Source organism: Mycolicibacterium chubuense (assembly GCF_001044255.1).
Classification (GTDB): domain Bacteria; phylum Actinomycetota; class Actinomycetes; order Mycobacteriales; family Mycobacteriaceae; genus Mycobacterium; species Mycobacterium chubuense.
The window spans coordinates 1-16880 of record NZ_JYNX01000016.1 but is presented as its reverse complement, the minus strand read 5'-3'; the positions used below and the strand labels follow the sequence as shown (position 1 = coordinate 16880).

The 16880-nt window shown below is 69.4% G+C and carries 17 protein-coding genes; 14 read left to right on the top strand and 3 right to left on the bottom strand.

The window, feature by feature from the left end; translation table 11 throughout:
- Positions 1-37 precede the first annotated feature (37 nt).
- The 6 genes from MCHUDSM44219_RS03270 to alkX all read left to right on the top strand — a co-directional run bounded on the left by MCHUDSM44219_RS03270 (position 38) and on the right by alkX (position 4835).
- The gene (locus tag MCHUDSM44219_RS03270) at positions 38-1516 is read left to right on the top strand and encodes an APC family permease (RefSeq protein ID WP_048416799.1); all 1479 of its coding nucleotides are present in this window, start codon (positions 38-40) and stop codon (positions 1514-1516) included.
- 78 nt (positions 1517-1594) lie between these two features.
- The gene (locus MCHUDSM44219_RS03265; RefSeq protein ID WP_048416798.1) at positions 1595-2455 is read left to right on the top strand and encodes a type IV toxin-antitoxin system AbiEi family antitoxin domain-containing protein; all 861 of its coding nucleotides are present in this window, start codon (positions 1595-1597) and stop codon (positions 2453-2455) included.
- Positions 2456-2666: 211 nt separating this feature from the next.
- Entirely contained in the window at positions 2667-3848 is a 1182-nt protein-coding gene (locus MCHUDSM44219_RS03260) for an alkane 1-monooxygenase (protein ID WP_236695330.1), read from the top strand.
- Positions 3845-4018 carry a rubredoxin gene (locus MCHUDSM44219_RS03255; protein ID WP_048416797.1) on the top strand — a complete coding sequence of 58 codons (174 nt, stop codon included), beginning with the start codon at positions 3845-3847 and terminating at the stop codon, positions 4016-4018. The genes MCHUDSM44219_RS03260 and MCHUDSM44219_RS03255 overlap by 4 nt, the downstream gene beginning before the upstream one ends.
- A complete protein-coding gene (locus MCHUDSM44219_RS03250) occupies positions 4015-4197 on the top strand; it encodes a rubredoxin (protein ID WP_048416796.1) in 183 nt (60 codons plus the stop codon). The genes MCHUDSM44219_RS03255 and MCHUDSM44219_RS03250 overlap by 4 nt, the downstream gene beginning before the upstream one ends.
- Positions 4194-4835 carry a TetR family transcriptional regulator AlkX gene (gene alkX / locus MCHUDSM44219_RS03245; protein ID WP_413783574.1) on the top strand — a complete coding sequence of 214 codons (642 nt, stop codon included), beginning with the start codon at positions 4194-4196 and terminating at the stop codon, positions 4833-4835. The genes MCHUDSM44219_RS03250 and alkX overlap by 4 nt, the downstream gene beginning before the upstream one ends.
- Here the strand turns inward: alkX and MCHUDSM44219_RS03240 are convergent.
- Positions 4819-6069, bottom strand: coding sequence for an MFS transporter (locus tag MCHUDSM44219_RS03240; protein WP_053081169.1), 1251 nt, complete (start codon positions 6067-6069; stop codon positions 4819-4821). The genes alkX and MCHUDSM44219_RS03240 overlap by 17 nt on opposite strands.
- A gap of 244 nt (positions 6070-6313) precedes the next feature.
- Between MCHUDSM44219_RS03240 and ahcY the strand changes: the two genes are divergently transcribed.
- Both ahcY and MCHUDSM44219_RS03230 read left to right on the top strand, forming a co-directional pair.
- Positions 6314-7780: an adenosylhomocysteinase gene (gene ahcY, locus MCHUDSM44219_RS03235; RefSeq protein WP_048416794.1), complete on the top strand. Its 1467-nt coding sequence runs from the start codon at positions 6314-6316 to the stop codon at positions 7778-7780.
- Position 7781: 1 nt separating this feature from the next.
- Entirely contained in the window at positions 7782-8279 is a 498-nt protein-coding gene (locus tag MCHUDSM44219_RS03230; protein WP_048416793.1) for a hypothetical protein, read from the top strand.
- Positions 8280-8302: 23 nt separating this feature from the next.
- Here MCHUDSM44219_RS03230 and MCHUDSM44219_RS03225 read toward each other — a convergent pair whose 3' ends face one another.
- Positions 8303-9316, bottom strand: coding sequence for a glycerophosphodiester phosphodiesterase (locus tag MCHUDSM44219_RS03225; RefSeq protein ID WP_048416792.1), 1014 nt, complete (start codon positions 9314-9316; stop codon positions 8303-8305).
- A 57-nt stretch (positions 9317-9373) separates the two neighbouring features.
- On the bottom strand, positions 9374-10648 hold the full coding sequence (locus MCHUDSM44219_RS03220) for an alpha/beta hydrolase (protein ID WP_236695327.1): 1275 nt from the start codon (positions 10646-10648) through the stop codon (positions 9374-9376).
- An 86-nt stretch (positions 10649-10734) separates the two neighbouring features.
- Here MCHUDSM44219_RS03220 and MCHUDSM44219_RS03215 point away from each other — a divergent pair, with 86 nt between their 5' ends.
- From MCHUDSM44219_RS03215 to MCHUDSM44219_RS03190, 6 genes are all read left to right on the top strand, one after another.
- Positions 10735-11373 carry a dTMP kinase gene (locus MCHUDSM44219_RS03215; protein WP_048416791.1) on the top strand — a complete coding sequence of 213 codons (639 nt, stop codon included), beginning with the start codon at positions 10735-10737 and terminating at the stop codon, positions 11371-11373.
- Between the two features lie 76 nt (positions 11374-11449).
- A complete protein-coding gene (locus MCHUDSM44219_RS03210; protein WP_048416790.1) occupies positions 11450-12121 on the top strand; it encodes a hypothetical protein in 672 nt (223 codons plus the stop codon).
- A gap of 78 nt (positions 12122-12199) precedes the next feature.
- Positions 12200-12886: a two-component system response regulator MtrA gene (gene mtrA / locus MCHUDSM44219_RS03205; RefSeq protein WP_040540373.1), complete on the top strand. Its 687-nt coding sequence runs from the start codon at positions 12200-12202 to the stop codon at positions 12884-12886.
- Positions 12883-14526: an MtrAB system histidine kinase MtrB gene (mtrB, locus tag MCHUDSM44219_RS03200; RefSeq protein WP_048416789.1), complete on the top strand. Its 1644-nt coding sequence runs from the start codon at positions 12883-12885 to the stop codon at positions 14524-14526. Before mtrA ends, mtrB begins: the two co-directional genes overlap by 4 nt.
- Positions 14523-16283, top strand: coding sequence for an MtrAB system accessory lipoprotein LpqB (gene lpqB / locus MCHUDSM44219_RS03195; RefSeq protein WP_048416788.1), 1761 nt, complete (start codon positions 14523-14525; stop codon positions 16281-16283). Before mtrB ends, lpqB begins: the two co-directional genes overlap by 4 nt.
- A gap of 26 nt (positions 16284-16309) precedes the next feature.
- Positions 16310-16747 (top strand): QcrA and Rieske domain-containing protein, encoded by a 438-nt coding sequence (locus MCHUDSM44219_RS03190; protein ID WP_048416787.1) that lies wholly within the window; start codon positions 16310-16312, stop codon positions 16745-16747.
- Positions 16748-16880: the final 133 nt, after the last annotated feature.

Sequence of the window (16880 nt, the reverse complement as noted above, 5' to 3'; positions counted from 1 at the left end):
ACATTCCCGCACAGACGATGACGAAACGAGGACGTTGATGACCCAGGAGTCGGCGGCACCGGCCACCAACAAGAGGCGGACCAAGTCGGTGGAGCAGTCCATCGCCGACACCGACGAGCCCGACACCCGGCTCCGTAAGGACCTGACCTGGTGGGATCTCACCGTCTTCGGGGTGTCCGTGGTGATCGGCGCCGGCATCTTCACGATCACCGCGTCGACGGCCGCGAACCTCACCGGCCCGGCAATCTCGATCTCGTTCGTCATCGCCGCGGTCGCGTGCGGGCTCGCCGCGCTGTGTTACGCGGAGTTCGCCTCCACCGTGCCGGTCGCGGGCAGCGCGTACACGTTCTCCTATGCGACGTTCGGTGAGTTCGTCGCGTGGATCATCGGCTGGGACCTGATCCTCGAGTTCGCCGTCGCGGCGGCCGTCGTCGCCAAGGGCTGGTCGAGCTATTTGGGCACCGTGTTCGGTTTCGGCGGTGGCGTCGCGAATATCGGTGGGCTGGAAGTCGATTGGGGCGCCCTGCTGATCATCGCGTTCGTCACCGCGATCCTGGCCTACGGCACCAAGCTCTCCGCCGGCGTCAGTCTCGCGATCACCGCGGTGAAGGTCGCGGTGGTGCTGCTGGTCGTGATCGTCGGCGCGTTCTACATCAAGACCCAGAACTACACGCCGTTCGTCCCGCCCGCCGAACCGGGCGGCGGCGGATCGGGCACCGAGCAGTCCCTGTTCTCGCTGCTGACCGGCGCCGAGGGCAGCCACTACGGCTGGTACGGGGTGCTCGCCGGTGCGTCGATCGTGTTCTTCGCGTTCATCGGCTTCGACATCGTCGCCACCACCGCCGAGGAGACCAAGAACCCGCAGCGCGACGTGCCCCGCGGCATCCTGGCCTCGCTGGGCATCGTCACGGTGCTCTACGTCGCCGTCACCGTCGTGGTGTCGGGCATGGTCAGCTACAAGGAACTGCGCGACGAAGAGACGCAGAACCTCGCGACGGCCTTCGCGCTCAACGGGGTGGACTGGGCGGCCAAGGTGATCTCGATCGGCGCGCTGGCCGGGCTGACGACCGTGGTGATCGTGCTGGTGCTGGGTCAGACACGGGTGCTGTTCGCGATGTCGCGCGACGGCCTGGTGCCGCGGCAGCTGGCCAAGACCGGCAAGCACGGAACGCCGGTGCGGATCACGCTGATCACCGGCGCGGTCGTCGCGATCACCGCGACGGTGTTCCCGATCGGCAAGCTCGAGGAGATGGTGAACATCGGCACGCTGTTCGCGTTCGTGCTGGTGTCGGCGGGTGTGCTGGTGCTGCGGCGCACGCGGCCCGACCTGCCGCGCGGCTTCCGGGCGCCCTGGGTGCCGGTGCTGCCGGTGCTCTCGATCATCGCGTGCGTGTGGCTGATGCTGAACCTGACCGGTCTGACGTGGATCCGGTTCCTGATCTGGATGGCGATCGGCGTGGCCGTGTACTTCCTCTACGGCCGGCGGCACTCCGTCCTGGCGATTCGGGAGCGCTGACGCACCTCTGCGGTCGCTGAGCGCGCCGGATTCGCTGCGGACGGAACCCGTCGAGCGGTCCGCTTCGTCTGATCAGTCATGGTCAGCGAGTATCTGCGCCGGCATGACGGCGTGATCACCCTCGAACAGGCGCGAGCTGCGGGGATGAGCCCGCGCGCGGTGCAACGACGGCTGCAGTCGGGGCGATGGCGGCGTTGCACACGCGGCGTCTACTTCGCCGACGACCGTCCGTTCACCGACGAGGCCCGGATCCGCGCCGCAGTGTGGGGTTATGGCCGGTCCGCGGTCGCGAGCGGGCTCAGCGCGGCGTGGTGGCACGGTCTGACACAGTTCGCCCCCGACCTCCCTGAGGTCACCGTGCCCCGGGACAGCCACGGTCGGCGTCACGCGGACACCCGCCTGCGGCGCCGGGATCTGCGCGACGCCGATGTGGCCGAGATCCGTGGACTGCGGGTGACGTCTCTCCCGCTGACGGTGGTCGAGGCGGCGGCGCAGCGCGGGGGCGGTGCCCAGCTGCTCGACCGGGCGCTGCAGCGTCGCGTCGACCTCGACAGCCTGTGGCGGGCGCACCTGCGCAACAAGGGCCGCACCGGCGCGCCGCGGTCGCGTCGACTCCTGCAGGCTGCTTCCGACGGGGCGCGCTCGGCCGCCGAGCGGCTGCTGCACCGGCTGCTCCGCGACGCCGGCATCAGCGGGTGGAAGGCCAATCTCCTTGTCGGCGGCTACCGCGTCGACGTCGGCTTTCCCCATGCCAAGGTGGCGATCGAGGTGGACGGATTCGCCTTCCACAGCGGTGCCGAGGCGTTTCAGATCGACCGCGAGCGGCAGAACGACATCGTGCTGCGGCGCTGGCAGGTTCTGCGGTTCACGTGGCTGGACCTCACGGAGTACCCGGAGCGGGTGATCCGGCTGATCCGCGCCGCGGTTTCGGCGCGCTGACGCACCGTGACGGTAGCCGGGAGCGCCCGATTCGCGTTTACAAAACAATGCCTGCTGTCTAGACAGGCGACAAAACTGGCTCTATAGTCAATTGCAGTTGGTGATCGCACTCACAGCAAGGAGGCATCGGGTGACCACACAGGAACTGCAGGGAGGCCCACAGGGCGCCGGGGTCGAGGAATGGCGCGACAAGAAGCGCTACCTCTGGCTGATGGGCCTGATCGCGCCGACGGCGCTGTTCGTCATGCTGCCGCTGGTGTGGGCGTTCAACCACTGGGGCTGGCACGGTGCGGCGCAGGTGCCGCTGTGGATCGGCCCGATCCTGCTCTACATCCTGCTGCCCGCCCTGGACCTGCGATTCGGGCCCGACGGCCAGAACCCGCCCGACGAGGTGATGGAGCGGCTGGAGAACGACAAGTACTACCGCTACTGCACCTACATCTACATCCCGTTCCAGTACGCCAGCGTCATCCTGGGCGCCTACCTGTTCACCGCGTCGGACCTGAGCTGGCTGGGCTTCGACGGCGCGCTGCCGTGGCCGGCGAAGATCGGGGTGGCGCTGTCGGTGGGCGTGCTCGGCGGCGTGGGCATCAACACCGCGCACGAGATGGGGCACAAGAAGGACTCGCTGGAGCGGTGGCTGAGCAAGATCACCCTCGCGCAGACCTGCTACGGCCACTTCTATATCGAGCACAACCGCGGCCACCACGTCCGCGTCGCGACCCCGGAGGATCCGGCGAGCGCGCGGTTCGGCGAGACCTTCTGGGAATTCCTGCCGCGCAGCGTCGTCGGCAGCCTGCGCTCGGCCTGGGAGCTGGAGGCCAAGCGGCTCGAACGGGCAGGCAAGTCGAAGTGGCACTGGTCCAACGACGTGCTCAACGCCTGGGCGATGTCGGCGGTGTTCTACGGCGCCCTGATCGCGATCTTCGGCGTCGCCCTCATTCCCTACATCCTGATCTCCGCGGTGTTCGGCTTCAGCCTGCTGGAGACCGTGAACTACCTCGAGCACTACGGCCTGCTGCGGCAGAAGAACGAGAACGGCCGCTACGAGCGGTGCGCCCCGGTGCACAGCTGGAACTCCGACCACATCGTGACCAACCTGTTCCTGTATCACCTACAGCGGCACAGTGATCACCACGCCAACCCGACCCGGCGCTACCAGACGCTGCGCAGCATGAAGGGTGCGCCGAACCTGCCCAGCGGCTACGCGTCGATGATCGGGCTGACCTACTTCCCGCCGCTGTGGCGCAAGGTGATGGACCACCGGGTGCTCGACCACTACGACGGCGACATCACCCGGGTGAACATCCACCCGCGGGTGCGGGACAAGGTGCTCGCCCAGTACCGCGACGAGCGCTTGCGCGAGGAGCCGAAGGACGGGGCGGACTCGTGAGCACGTACCGCTGCCCCGGCTGCGACTACGTCTACGACGAAGCCAAAGGTGCGCCGCGGGAAGGGTTTCCGGCGGGCACGGCCTGGGCCGACATCCCCGACGACTGGTGCTGCCCCGACTGCGCGGTCCGCGAGAAGGTCGACTTCGAACCGATAGGAGTGAATCAGTGACCGACTACAAGCTGTTCGTCTGCGTGCAGTGCGGCTTCGAGTACGACGAGGCCAAGGGTTGGCCCGAGGACGGCATCGCCCCGGGCACCCGCTGGGAGGACATCCCCGACGACTGGAGTTGCCCCGACTGCGGCGCCGCCAAGTCCGACTTCGACATGGTGGAGGTCTCACGACCGTGACCGTTACAGTCGCGCGTGTGAGCAGCACCAACGACAAGCGCATCACCTACGCGGAGGCATCGCGGGTCCTGCTGCGCGATTCGATCCTCGACGGCATGCGCGAGTTGCTGCTCACCCGCGACTGGTCGGCGATCACGCTGTCCGACGTCGCCAAGGCCGCCGGCATCAGCCGGCAGACCATCTACAACGAGTTCGGCTCCCGCCAGGGCCTCGCCCAGGGGTACGCGCTGCGACTGGCCGACCGGCTGGTCAGCCAGATTCAGGGCGCGATCCTCGACAACGTCGGCGACGTGTACGCGGCGTTCCTGCAGGGGTTCCGCGACTTCTTCGCCGAATCGGCCGCCGACCCGCTGGTGATCTCACTGCTGACCGGCACGTCCAAACCCGACCTGTTGCAGATCATCACCACCGACAGCGCGCCGATCATCACGCACTGCTCGGCGCGGCTGACCGAGCTGTTCATGACCAGCTGGGTGCGCTGCAGCGAAGAGGACGCGGGCGTGCTGGCCCGGGCGATCGTCCGGCTCGCGATGAGCTACATCTCGATGCCGCCGGAGGCCGACCACGACGTGGCGCGCGACCTGGCCCGGTTGATGACGCCGTTCGCCGAGCGCTACGGGGTCATCGAGCCCGCATAGCGGCCGCGTCCCCGACCGGATCGCGGCGACCGGGGGCGATGACCTTCCGGAAGCGCAGGAACAGACCCACCGCGACGACCGCGACCACGGCGATGAGCAGATGCGAGGCCTCATAGCCGTACGCGCCGACCACCGAGCCGGCGACGACGTTGCTCAACGACGCGCCGACGCCCTGCATCGTCATCACCGCCGCCAGCCCGACGTTGAATCGGCCGGACCCGGCCAGCAGCCCTTCGACGGCGATCGGTGTCGCGATCCCGATCAGCCCTGCACCGACCCCGTCGAGGGTCTGCACCGGGAAGATCGTCCAGAACCCCGAGTTGGTGCCGGCGATGAGGCCGCGCACCGGGAGCGCCCCCAGCGCGATCAGCAGCACCGCCGACAACCCGAACCGCCGGATCATCATGGGCGCCAACACCGCCATGGCGATCATCGCCACCTGAGACACCCCGGTGATGATCGCCGTCGTGCGGAACGGGGTGCCGAGTTCGATCGCGAAGTCCTGCGCGACCAGCCGGCTCATCGGCGCATTGCCGAAATGGAACAGCAACAGCACCAGGGCCAGAAGCAGCAGACCCCGCGTCGCGAACAGCACCCGGAACCCCGACGGCGCCGCTGCGGCGCCGGCCTCGTCGAGCCCGCGTGCGGCGTCGTGGTCGATGCGAGCCGGGTCGATCATCGCGGCCGCGACGACAGCGCCCACCGCCGTCACCACCATCAGCGTGACGATGGCGTGCTCGCCGTACAGCGTCACCGTGACGAACACCGCCGCCAACGACACCACGTTGCCCGCGTGGTTCCAGAACTCGTTGCGGGCGATCTGGCGGCCGAACAGCCGCGGGCCCATCAGCCCGAGCGTGAGACCCGTCAGTGCCGGCCCGATCACCGCGCCGACGACCGCCGTGCCGACCTGCCCCAGCCAAACGACCGACGGAGTCGGCGCCACCAGCGTCGCCAGCCCCACCGCCGTCACCACGATCACCGGCCCGGCGACCAGCGCCCGCTTGTAGCGGGTGCCGTCCACCAGCGCCCCGAACGCCGGCGTCACCGCCAGCCCGATCAGGCCTCCCACTGTCGCGATCGCGCCCAACGCCACCGGTGACCAGCCGCGTGTCGCCAGGAATGCGTCGAGGAAGGGGCCGAGTCCGTCCCGGGCGTCGGCGAGGAAGAAGTTCAGCGCGGCCAGGAACAGCAGCGACCGCCGACCCACGGCCGTCGCACGCTCCTCCACCACCCACCCACCTCCACTCGGCGCGCGCCGGAGTACCCTCTGCGGGACGTTTGCCAAACCGGGGCGAATTGGAGGCGGCCGCGCCCGCCCGCTAGGGTGTTGTGGATACCTCTCAGCTGGCAGTGCGTCTCCGCTGTTGAAAAACGGATCGACGAGCGCCTGTCCCGCGAGCCCGCAGGCTGAGTGTGTCGCCGGCGCACTGTGGTGCGTCCCGAGGCAAATGTGACGAATCAAAAAGGGGCTCTACATGACTGCACCGACACTGACCGCAGACGTCCGCAACGGCATCGACTTCAAGGTCGCCGACCTGTCGCTGGCCGAGTTCGGCCGCAAGGAGATCCGGCTCGCCGAGCACGAGATGCCCGGCCTGATGACGCTGCGCCGCGAGTACGCCGAGGTCCAGCCGCTCAAGGGCGCCCGGGTCTCCGGCTCGCTGCACATGACCGTGCAGACGGCCGTGCTGATCGAGACGCTGACCAGCCTGGGCGCCGAGGTGCGCTGGGCGAGCTGCAACATCTTCTCCACCCAGGACCACGCGGCCGCGGCCGTCGTCGTCGGACCCCACGGCACCCCCGAGGAGCCCAAGGGCATCCCCGTGTTCGCGTGGAAGGGCGAGACCCTCGAGGAGTACTGGTGGGCCGCCGAGCAGATGCTGACCTGGCCCGGCGAGCCGGCCAACATGATCCTCGATGACGGCGGTGACGCCACCATGCTGGTGCTGCGCGGCGCCCAGTTCGAGAAGGCCGGCGTCGTGCCGCCGGAGGAGGACGAGCACTCCGACGAGTACAAGGTGTTCCTGAACCTGCTGCGCCGCTCGCTGGAGTCCGACAAGACCAAGTGGACGACGATCGCCGAGTCGGTCAAGGGCGTCACCGAGGAGACCACCACCGGCGTGCTGCGCCTGTACCAGTTCGCCGCGGCCGGCGAGCTCGCGTTCCCGGCGATCAACGTCAACGACTCGGTCACCAAGAGCAAGTTCGACAACAAGTACGGCACCCGGCACTCGCTGATCGACGGCATCAACCGCGGCACCGACGTCCTGATCGGCGGCAAGGCCGCGCTGGTCTGCGGCTACGGCGACGTCGGCAAGGGCTGCGCCGAGGCGCTCAAGGCGCAGGGCGCCCGCGTCGCGGTCACCGAGATCGACCCGATCAACGCCCTGCAGGCGCTGATGGACGGCTTCGAGGTCAAGACCGTCGAAGAGGCCGTGGGCTGGGCCGACATCATCATCACCGCCACCGGCAACCAGGGGATCATCACCCTCGAGCACATGCGGTCGATGAAGCACCAGGCGATCCTGGGCAACATCGGTCACTTCGACGACGAGATCGAGATGGCGCGCCTGGAGCGTGACCCCGACATCCGCCGGATCAACATCAAGCCGCAGGTCGACGAGTTCGTCTTCCCCGACGGCCACTCGATCATCGTGTTGTCCGAGGGCCGGCTGCTCAACCTGGGCAACGCCACCGGCCACCCGTCGTTCGTGATGAGCAACAGCTTCTCCAACCAGGTGATCGCCCAGATCGAGCTGTGGACCAAGAACGACGAGTACGACAACGAGGTCTACCGGCTGGCCAAGCACCTCGACGAGAAGGTCGCCAAGATCCACGTGGAGGCGCTCGGCGGCACGCTGACCCGCCTCACCAAGGAGCAGGCCGAGTACATCGGTGTCGACGTGGAGGGCCCGTACAAGCCGGAGCACTACCGCTACTGACATGACGATTCGGGCGCGCGCGGCGACTCTGAGTGTCGTTGTGCGCGCCCGTTTCGCGTTGGTGCTCCTGCTGGCGCTGACCGGGTGTGCCCACCCGCAGTCGGAGGAGCCCGAGAGCACCGCCACCCGGCCCGTGATGGAGGTCCGGCACGACACCGAAGAACTCGCACGCACCTTTCCCGCGCTCGGGGCTCCGGTGTCGGCGTCGTGGATTCGCTGGGACAACGCCGGAGACGCCTCACGGGCGACGGCGGTCTGGATCGACGCCGTCGTGAAAGTCGCCCCGCCGACGATGGATTCTCTTCTGCGACAGCATGATTCGGAGCCTTCGACGCAGCATCCCGCGGTGCAGAAAGCGCTCGAGGCCGACGTGCCGCCCGGGCCGTTCCGCACCGGCGTCGAACTGAACATGGCGTTCTCGCCCGGCCGCAAGAGCACGCGGGTGTTCCTGGACCCGCCGCACGACACCGTGGTGCTGCAGTCCTACGAGATCAACTAGGAACGGCCGACGCCGATGATCCGTCAGCTCGGACGGTAGGCCGGCGGTAGCGGCATGCCCGACTCGGCCATCACCGCCCGCAGGCGTGTCGGATAATCGGTGATGATGCCGTCGGCGCCGGCGGCGATCTGCGCGCGCATGGCCCCCGGGTCATTGATGGTCCACGGGATCACCCTCAATCCGAGACCGTGGGCGCGGGAGACGAACTCGGCGTCGGCCACCAACGCGAAACCGGGATCGCCGGGAACCTGGCCGTAGGGCACGGAGTAGCCCGGCGACAGGATGTCGGCGCCCACCATGGTCGCCGCGATGATCGGATCACCGACGACCGCGGGATCGATGCCGTTCAGCCACGCCGAGCCGGGCACGAACGTCGACTCGTCCCACAGGGCGACCAGCGGGATCGCCGGTTCGGCGGCGTGCACCAGCGGTAGGGTGCGCCAGTCGAAGCTCTGGATCTCGACCCGATCCTGCTTCCCCGCGGCACGCACGGCCGCGAGGATGACGTCGACGAACTGGGCCGGCGGCGCCGACATCTCGGGCTGGTCGGCCTCGATCTTGGTCTCGATGTTGTAGCGGACACCAGCGCGATACGAGTCCGCGAGCGCGAACACCTCGGGCAGCGTGGCGATCTTGTTGCCCGTGACCACCTCGGCCCCGGGGAAACCCGACAACAGCTTCCCGCAGTCCAGCGTGCGCAGCTGAGCAGACGTCAGCTCCCACACCAGCTTGCCGACATAGGGGTACTGCGGATCACCGGGAGAGGCGGGGGCGGTGTCGGCGCACTTGTCCGCCTGAATCACCGGGTCGTGCCACACCATCGGGTGGCCGTCCCGGGACAGCACGATGTCGAGTTCCAGCGTGGTGACGCCGAGTTCGAGCGCCTTGGCGAACGCACGGAGTGACTCCTCGGTGGTCTCGCCGCGGCCGCCGCGGTGGGCCTGCAGATCGAAGTCGGTCGCGGCCGCCGACGCCGGCGCGGACCCGAAGAGCCCGGCCAGGAGGGCCGACGCGATCATCACGGCGAGAGTGCGCATGACCCCTAGCCGTAGCAGCGGCAGTCGACGCCGAGGTGTCTGCTCCATGAACACTGTTCAGACCAGTCCCAGCTGCCGGTAGATCGTCGGACGCCACAGCCGCGCCTGCGAATTGACGAAGATCCCGCCCAGCGCCCAGTCGTGCATCTGGCCGTCGCCGATCACCACCGTGAAATCGGCGTCCGGGTCCTGTGCGAGCAGCTTGTCGCGGAACATCAGATCCCCGGGATAGGGCCGCTCCACCGTTCCGACGTAGATGGCGGTCGGCGGCAACCCGGTCAGGTCCTCGACCATGATCGGGTTCACCCGCGGATCGTCGGCGTTCAGCGCGCCACCCGCCGACGGCGGCAACCGGGGCGGAATGATCGGGTCGTCGATGTCGTCGACGATCGGGCCGCTCAACGTCAGGTGCAGCACGGGGGAGATCAGCACCATCCGCGACGGCTCCTCCTCGGAGAGCACGCACGCGACGTCTGCCCGGCAACGGCGCACCAGTTCCTGAGCGACCAGCATCGCGTAGGTGCCGCCGGCGGAATCGCCGTACAGGCTCACGTTGCCGGCACCGTGCGCGTCGATCATCGCCGCCAGATAGTCCGCCATCGGCGGGACCAGCGTGTCGACGCTCGCGGTGCCCTTCGGCGGCGCCAGCGGATAGATCGGGACCACCACCGTCGCGCCGGTCTGACGGGCCATGGCCGCGTAGTCCGCCCAGTTGATGATGTTCGCCTCGGCCACGAAGCCGCCACCGTGCAGCGCAAGGACGTACTCGCCCGTCGGCTTCTTCGGCGTCATCGACCACACCGTCATGCCGGCGTATTCGCTCTCGGTGATGGTGAGCCTGCCGGTCACCCACCGGGGCGGACTGGTGTGCGTGACGTTGCCGCCATCCCCGTCGAAGATCGCGGAATCCTTGTGCCGCAACGTCTGAAGCGTCCGCAGGATCAGCCGGTCCACCAACGACGGCGGCCCGGTGGTGATGGTCTGCGGCCCGTCGGTGATGTCGGTGTCGGTGACGCGCTCGCGGCGCGGGGTCGCGCCCAGGGGCAGCAGCGGCGCGACGACGTCGGGTGCGGGCGCGTCGTCCGTCTTCTCGGCCGCGTCGGCCGCCTCGGCGGCCTTCGCGGCACGAGCCGCTCTCCTGTTGTCCAGGGCGACGCGGCGGGTCTCGGCAGCCTCGCGCCTGCGCTCGGCCGACTTCAGCCGCGGCCGCGTCTCGGCGCGCGGGCCCTGCTGTGCCGACGCGGTCTCCGTCCCGCCGGTTGCCGAGTCTTCGGCCGAAGCGACCGCACACCCACACCCCAGCAGCACCGCGGCCCCGACCCCAGCCGCCACAGCGAACTCCGCAGCTTTGCTCACACCCCGCATGGGCAATCCCTATCACCCGCGGGACACTCGCCGCCCGGGATTAGGCTCATCGGGTGCTCATCGTCATCGAGGGCGTCGACGGCGCCGGCAAGCGCACGCTGACCAACGGGCTGCGCGCCGCGTTCGAATCCCACGGCCACTCCGTCGCTGACCTGGCCTTTCCCCGGTACGGCGTGTCGGTGCCCGCCGACCTGGCGGCCGAGGCGCTGCACGGTCGGCACGGCGACCTCGCCGACTCCGTGTATGCGATGGCGGTGCTGTTCGCGATGGATCGTGCCGGCGCGCGCGACGAGATCGCCCAGCTCATGGCGACGCACGGGGTGGTCCTGCTCGACCGCTACGTCGCCTCCAACGCGGCCTACAGCGCCGCGCGGCTGCACCAGGACGCCGACGGCGACGTCGTCGCCTGGGTGCACGAGCTCGAATACCGGCGTCTGGGGTTGCCGGCCCCCGACCGGCAGGTGCTGCTCGACGTGCCGACCGAACTCGCCGCGCAGCGCGCCGCCAGCCGGGAGGCCGCCGACGCCGACCGCACCCGCGACGCCTACGAGCGCGACGACGGCCTGCAGCGACGCACCGGAGCCGTCTACGCCGGGCTCGCCGCGGCGCACTGGGGCGGCCCGTGGGAGGTCGTTCCTCCCGACGTCGACGCGGCGGCGCTGGCACAGCGGTTGCTGGCCGGATCCAGTTAGCGAGACGAAACCCGGTTCCCCGACGTACGCTCCCTGCGGGGACGTCGCACAGCGACGCGAGAGCTCGGGGGTTTTCATGGTCGTTCGCACTCCTACGCAGGCCGATCTGATGGCGCGGTTCGACGAGCTCGTCGCCGCCCTGCGGTCGGCGGGGGAGCGATTCGACCAGGGCAGGCTGATCGAAGCGCGCGATCTGGCCGGCCACATCCGCCGCCTGGTGCACCAGGGCGCCACGACACGCGCGCTGATCGACGAGCTGGGTGTGCCGCAGGACTTCACGTGGGTGGACACCGCCGGCGTGCTCAACCCGAAGACCGCGGCGTCGGCCGCCTGCCTGACGTTGATGAAGATCCGCACCGGTTCCAAGCGCTGCGGCGAGTTCGTGCCCAAGCTCAGCCTGTATCCGCCGGCGCCGATCCGTACCCGCGAGGGCGGGCACATCGACCGCGGCTCACGGATCCCGTTCGATCACTGGTGGACCAACCCGGTCGTGAAAGACGCTGACGGAGCGGAGTATTCGCGCAAGGATCTGGTGCTCGCGCTGGCGTCGTCGGACCTCACCGACCCCGAGGTCGAGGCGGCCTACGCGGCGCTGGCCGGCAGCGAATCGCTGGGCTGGGTGGTGCGCCGCGAAACCGCCGCGACAGGTCTGGAGCGCAACCCCGTCATGGCCAGCGTCCGGCAGATCGGGTTCGAGGTGCTCCAGTCGATCAGCCAGCAGCGCGACGTCATCGCCGCCTGCGCCTGACGTTCCGCCCACACCGGGGCAGTCGACCTGCGAAACGCCCCGTGTGGTAACCGGGGTTTATCGCTTTCTGGTGACACCATGGACACCATGAGGCAAAGGATCCTGGTCGTCGACGACGACCCATCGCTGGCCGAGATGCTCACCATCGTGCTGCGCGGTGAGGGCTTCGACACAGCGGTCATCGGCGACGGCACCCAGGCGCTGACCGCCGTGCGCGAACTGCGGCCCGACCTGGTGCTGCTCGACCTGATGCTGCCCGGCATGAACGGCATCGACGTGTGCCGCGTCCTGCGCGCGGACTCCGGCGTGCCGATCGTCATGCTGACCGCCAAGACCGACACCGTCGACGTGGTGCTCGGCCTCGAGTCCGGCGCCGACGACTACGTGATGAAGCCGTTCAAGCCCAAGGAACTGGTGGCCCGCGTGCGCGCCCGGTTGCGCCGCAACGAGGACGAGCCCGCCGAGATGCTCTCCATCGCCGACGTCGACATCGACGTGCCCGCGCACAAGGTGACCCGGCAGGGCGAGCAGATCTCGCTGACCCCGCTGGAGTTCGACCTGCTGGTGGCGCTGGCACGCAAACCGCGCCAGGTGTTTACTCGTGATGTGCTGCTCGAACAGGTGTGGGGTTACCGCCACCCCGCCGACACCCGTTTGGTGAACGTGCATGTGCAGCGGCTGCGGGCCAAGGTCGAGAAGGATCCGGAGAACCCGCAGGTGGTGCTGACCGTTCGAGGAGTGGGATACAAGGCCGGACCCCCGTGATCTTCGGCTCGAGGCGGCGCATCCACCGGCGGTCGGCACCACTGATCCGCGGACTGGGTGTGCTGGGTCGGGCGATGAGTCTGGCGTGGCGGCGCTCCCTGCAGTTGCGCGTCGTCACGCTGACATTGGGGTTGTCGCTCGCCGTCATCCTCGTGCTCGGATTCGTGCTGACGAGCCAGATCACCGACCGCATCCTCGAGGTGAAGGTCGGCGCCGCGACCGAGGAGATCGAGCGCGCTCGCACCACCGTCAGCGGCATCGTCGGCGGTGAGGAGACCCGCTCGCTCGACAGCAGCCTGCAGTTGGCCCGCAACACGCTGATCGACCGCAAGGCCGACGCCGGCGCGGGCCTGGCGGGCGCGTTCGACGCGGTGCTGATCGTCCCCGGTGACGGACCACGCGCCGCGACCGCGGCCGGTCCGATCGACCAGATCCCGAACTCGTTGCGCGACTTCGTCAAAGCCGGCCAGGTCAGCTATCAGTACGCGACCGTGCACACCGACGGCTTCTCCGGGCCTGCGCTGATCATCGGCAGCCCGACGTCCTCGCCCGTCACCAATCTCGAGCTGTACCTGATCTTTCCGCTGAAGAACGAGCAGTCCACCGTCGCGCTGGTGCGCGGCACCATGGCCACCGCCGGTGTGGTGCTGCTCGGTCTGCTCGCCGCGATCGCGCTGTTGGTGGCGCGCCAGATCGTGCTGCCCGTCCGGTCGGCCTCGCGCATCGCCGAACGCTTCGCCGAAGGGCACCTGAGTGAACGCATGCCGGTGCGCGGCGAGGACGACATGGCGCGCCTGGCGGTGTCCTTCAACGATATGGCCGAGAGCCTGCAGCGCCAGATCACCCAGCTCGAGGAGTTCGGAAATCTGCAGCGCCGCTTCACCTCCGACGTCAGCCACGAACTGCGCACCCCGCTGACGACGGTGCGGATGGCCGCCGACCTGATCCACGACCACGCCGAGGAACTCGACCCCGCGCTGCGCCGCTCCACCGAGCTGATGGTCAACGAGCTCGACCGGTTCGAGTCGCTGCTCAACGACCTGCTCGAGATCTCCCGCCACGACGCCGGTGTCGCCGAGCTCGCGGTCGAAGCCGTCGACCTGCGCTCGATCGTGCGCGGCGCGCTCGACAACGTCGGGCACCTTGCCGAGGACGCCCACGTCGACCTCATCGTCGACCTGCCCGGCGACGAGGTCATCGCCGAGGTGGACTCGCGCCGCGTCGAGCGGATCCTGCGCAACCTGATCGCCAACGCCATCGACCACGCCGAGCACAAGCCCGTGCGGATCCGGATGGCCGCCGACGCCGACACCGTCGCGGTGACGGTGCGCGACTACGGCGTCGGGCTGCGGCCCGGCGAGGAGAAGCTGGTGTTCAGCAGGTTCTGGCGCGCCGACCCGTCCCGGGTGCGCCGCTCCGGCGGCACCGGGCTGGGCCTGGCCATCAGCATCGAGGACGCGCGGCTGCACCAGGGCCGGCTCGAGGCGTGGGGCGAACCCGGCAAGGGCGCCTGCTTCCGGCTGACGCTGCCGCTGGTGCGCGGACACAAGGTGACCAGCAGCCCGCTGCCGGTCAAACCGATCGGCGAGCCCGCCGGCGTCCCCACCCGCAAGCGCGAACCGGCAGGGGAGAGCGTGTGACGCGGGCTCTCGCGGCGCTGTTCTCGGCGCTGATACTGGTGCTCGCCGGCTGCGCTGGCGTGCCCAGCTCGTCGTCGCCCCAGGCGATCGGCACCGTCGAGCGGCCCGCCCCGCCGAGCCTGCCCAAGCCCACCGCCGGCATGGATCCCGACGTGCTGCTGCGCGAATTCCTCAAGGCCACCGCCGATCCCGCGAACCGGCACCTCGCGGCGCGGCAGTTCCTCACCGAGTCGGCGTCGAGCGGCTGGGACGACGCCGGCAGCGCGCTGCTGATCGACAACGTGGTGTTCGTCGAAACCCGAACGCCCGACCGGGTTTCGGTGAGCATGCGGGCCGACATCCTCGGTTCGCTGTCGGACATGGGCGTGTTCGAGACGGGGGAGGGCGCGCTGCCCGACCCGGGCCCGATCGAACTGGTCAAGACGCCCGGCGGCTGGCGCATCGACCGGCTGCCCAACGGCGTGTTCCTGGATTGGCAGCAGTTCCAGTCCACCTACAAGCGCAGCACCCTGTACTTCGCCGACCCGACCGGCAAGACCGTGGTGCCCGACCCCCGCTACGTCGCCGTCTCTGAACCCGACCAGCTGGCAACCGAATTGGTGAGCAAGCTGATCGTCGGCCCGCGCCCGGAGATGGAGAAGACGGTGCGCAACCTGCTCGGCGCGCCGCTGCGCCTACGGGGGCCGGTGACCCGTGCCGACGGCGGCAAGACCGGGGTGGGCCGTGGCTACGGCGGAGCGCGCATCGACCTGGAGAACCTGTCCACCACCGACCCCCACAGCAGGCAACTGCTCGCCGCCCAGCTGATCTGGACGCTGTCGCGGGCCGGGATCAACGGGCCCTACGTGATCAACGCCGACGGCGCCGCGCTCGACGACCGCTTCGCCGAAGGCTGGGACACCGGCGACGTCGCGGCGACCGACCCCGGTGCTCTTGACGGCGCGGCGGCCGGTCTGCACGCCCTCGTCGGCGGGTCGCTGGTGTCACTGGACGGCCAACGCGCACCGCGGGTTCCGGGCTCGTTCGGGTCGATGCCCGGCCAGACCGCGGCGTCGCTGTCCCGCACCGGCCAGGAGGTGGCGTCGATCGTCACCATGCGGCCCGGGGCACCCGACATGGCGTCGTCGCTGTGGGTGGGACCGTTGGGCGGCAACGCCTCCCAGGCGATGGACGGCCGCAACCTGACCCGGCCCAGCTGGGCGCTCGACGACGCGATCTGGGTCGTCGTCGACGGCATCAACGTGGTCCGCGTGATCCAGGACGCGTCCGGTCAGCCGGCCCGCATCCCGGTCGACGCGACCGTCGTCGCCGCCAAGTTCCCCGGCGTGATCACCGAACTGCAGCTGTCCCGCGACGGCACCCGCGCCGCGATGGTGATCGACCGGCACGTGGTGCTCGCCGGTGTGGAGCAGGCGCCCGGCGGCGGCTACGCGCTGACCTATCCGCGCCGGCTGGGCTACGGGCTGGGCGACACCGTGGTGTCGCTGGGCTGGCGCACCGGCGACGACATCGTGGTGAGCCGCACCGACCCCCAGCACCCGGTGTCCTACGTCAATCTCGACGGGGTGAACTCCGACGGGCCCAGCCGCAACCTGCTGATGCCCGTCACCACCGTGGCCGCCAATCCGTCGGCCGTCTACGTCGCCGACGAACGCGGCGTACTCCAGCTGTCCGGCTCGGGCGCCGAGGGCGATCCGGGGTGGGCCGAGGTCCGGCCGTTGATGGCGGCGGGCGCGCTGCCGGTGCTGCCGGGCTGACAGGGTCGTCGACGAAAGGGTTGTCCATGGACATCAGTGAGGCCTCCGAGATCCAGGTATCGCGCAAGACGGTGCTCGCCGGGGCCGGGGTGGGAGTGGCCGCCGCGGCGCTCGCGGCGTGCTCGAGCGGATCGGACAGCTCGTCCTCGTCCTCGTCGTCTGCGGAGTCTTCTTCGGCGGCGGCCGGGGCGGCGCTGACGAAGACCGGCGACGTGCCGGTGGGCTCCGGGGTGATCGTCGGCAAGACCGTCGTCACCCAGCCGACAGCCGGCGAATTCAAGGCGTTCTCCGCGGTGTGCACGCACTCGGGTTGTCTGGTCAACAAGGTCGCCGACGGAACCATCGACTGCCCGTGCCATGGCAGCAAGTTCAGCCTCGACGGCCAGGTCGTCAACGGCCCGGCCAAGAAGCCGCTCGAGCCGGTGAACATCACGGTGCAGGGGGAGTCGATCGTCCAGGCGTAGTCCTGCGCGGAATAGCATTCCTGGCTGCTGTGAGCGACTCAAAGTCAAGTGGTCATGACAACGGTTAGGCCGCTTGGTTAATGAGGGCGGCCATGCGTTGGGCTGGTGTGTCGAGGTCGAGGGTGGGGCGGGG

Coding starts and splice junctions, on each gene's coding strand:
- MCHUDSM44219_RS03270 (WP_048416799.1), top strand. CDS start 38: ATGACCCAGGAGTCGGCGGCACCGGCCACCAACAAGAGGCGGACCAAG.
- MCHUDSM44219_RS03265 (WP_048416798.1), top strand. CDS start 1,595: ATGGTCAGCGAGTATCTGCGCCGGCATGACGGCGTGATCACCCTCGAA.
- MCHUDSM44219_RS03260 (WP_236695330.1), top strand. CDS start 2,667: ATGGGCCTGATCGCGCCGACGGCGCTGTTCGTCATGCTGCCGCTGGTG.
- ahcY (WP_048416794.1), top strand. CDS start 6,314: ATGACTGCACCGACACTGACCGCAGACGTCCGCAACGGCATCGACTTC.
- MCHUDSM44219_RS03230 (WP_048416793.1), top strand. CDS start 7,782: ATGACGATTCGGGCGCGCGCGGCGACTCTGAGTGTCGTTGTGCGCGCC.
- MCHUDSM44219_RS03225 (WP_048416792.1), bottom strand. CDS start 9,316: ATGCGCACTCTCGCCGTGATGATCGCGTCGGCCCTCCTGGCCGGGCTC.
- MCHUDSM44219_RS03210 (WP_048416790.1), top strand. CDS start 11,450: ATGGTCGTTCGCACTCCTACGCAGGCCGATCTGATGGCGCGGTTCGAC.
- mtrA (WP_040540373.1), top strand. CDS start 12,200: ATGGACACCATGAGGCAAAGGATCCTGGTCGTCGACGACGACCCATCG.
- MCHUDSM44219_RS03190 (WP_048416787.1), top strand. CDS start 16,310: ATGGACATCAGTGAGGCCTCCGAGATCCAGGTATCGCGCAAGACGGTG.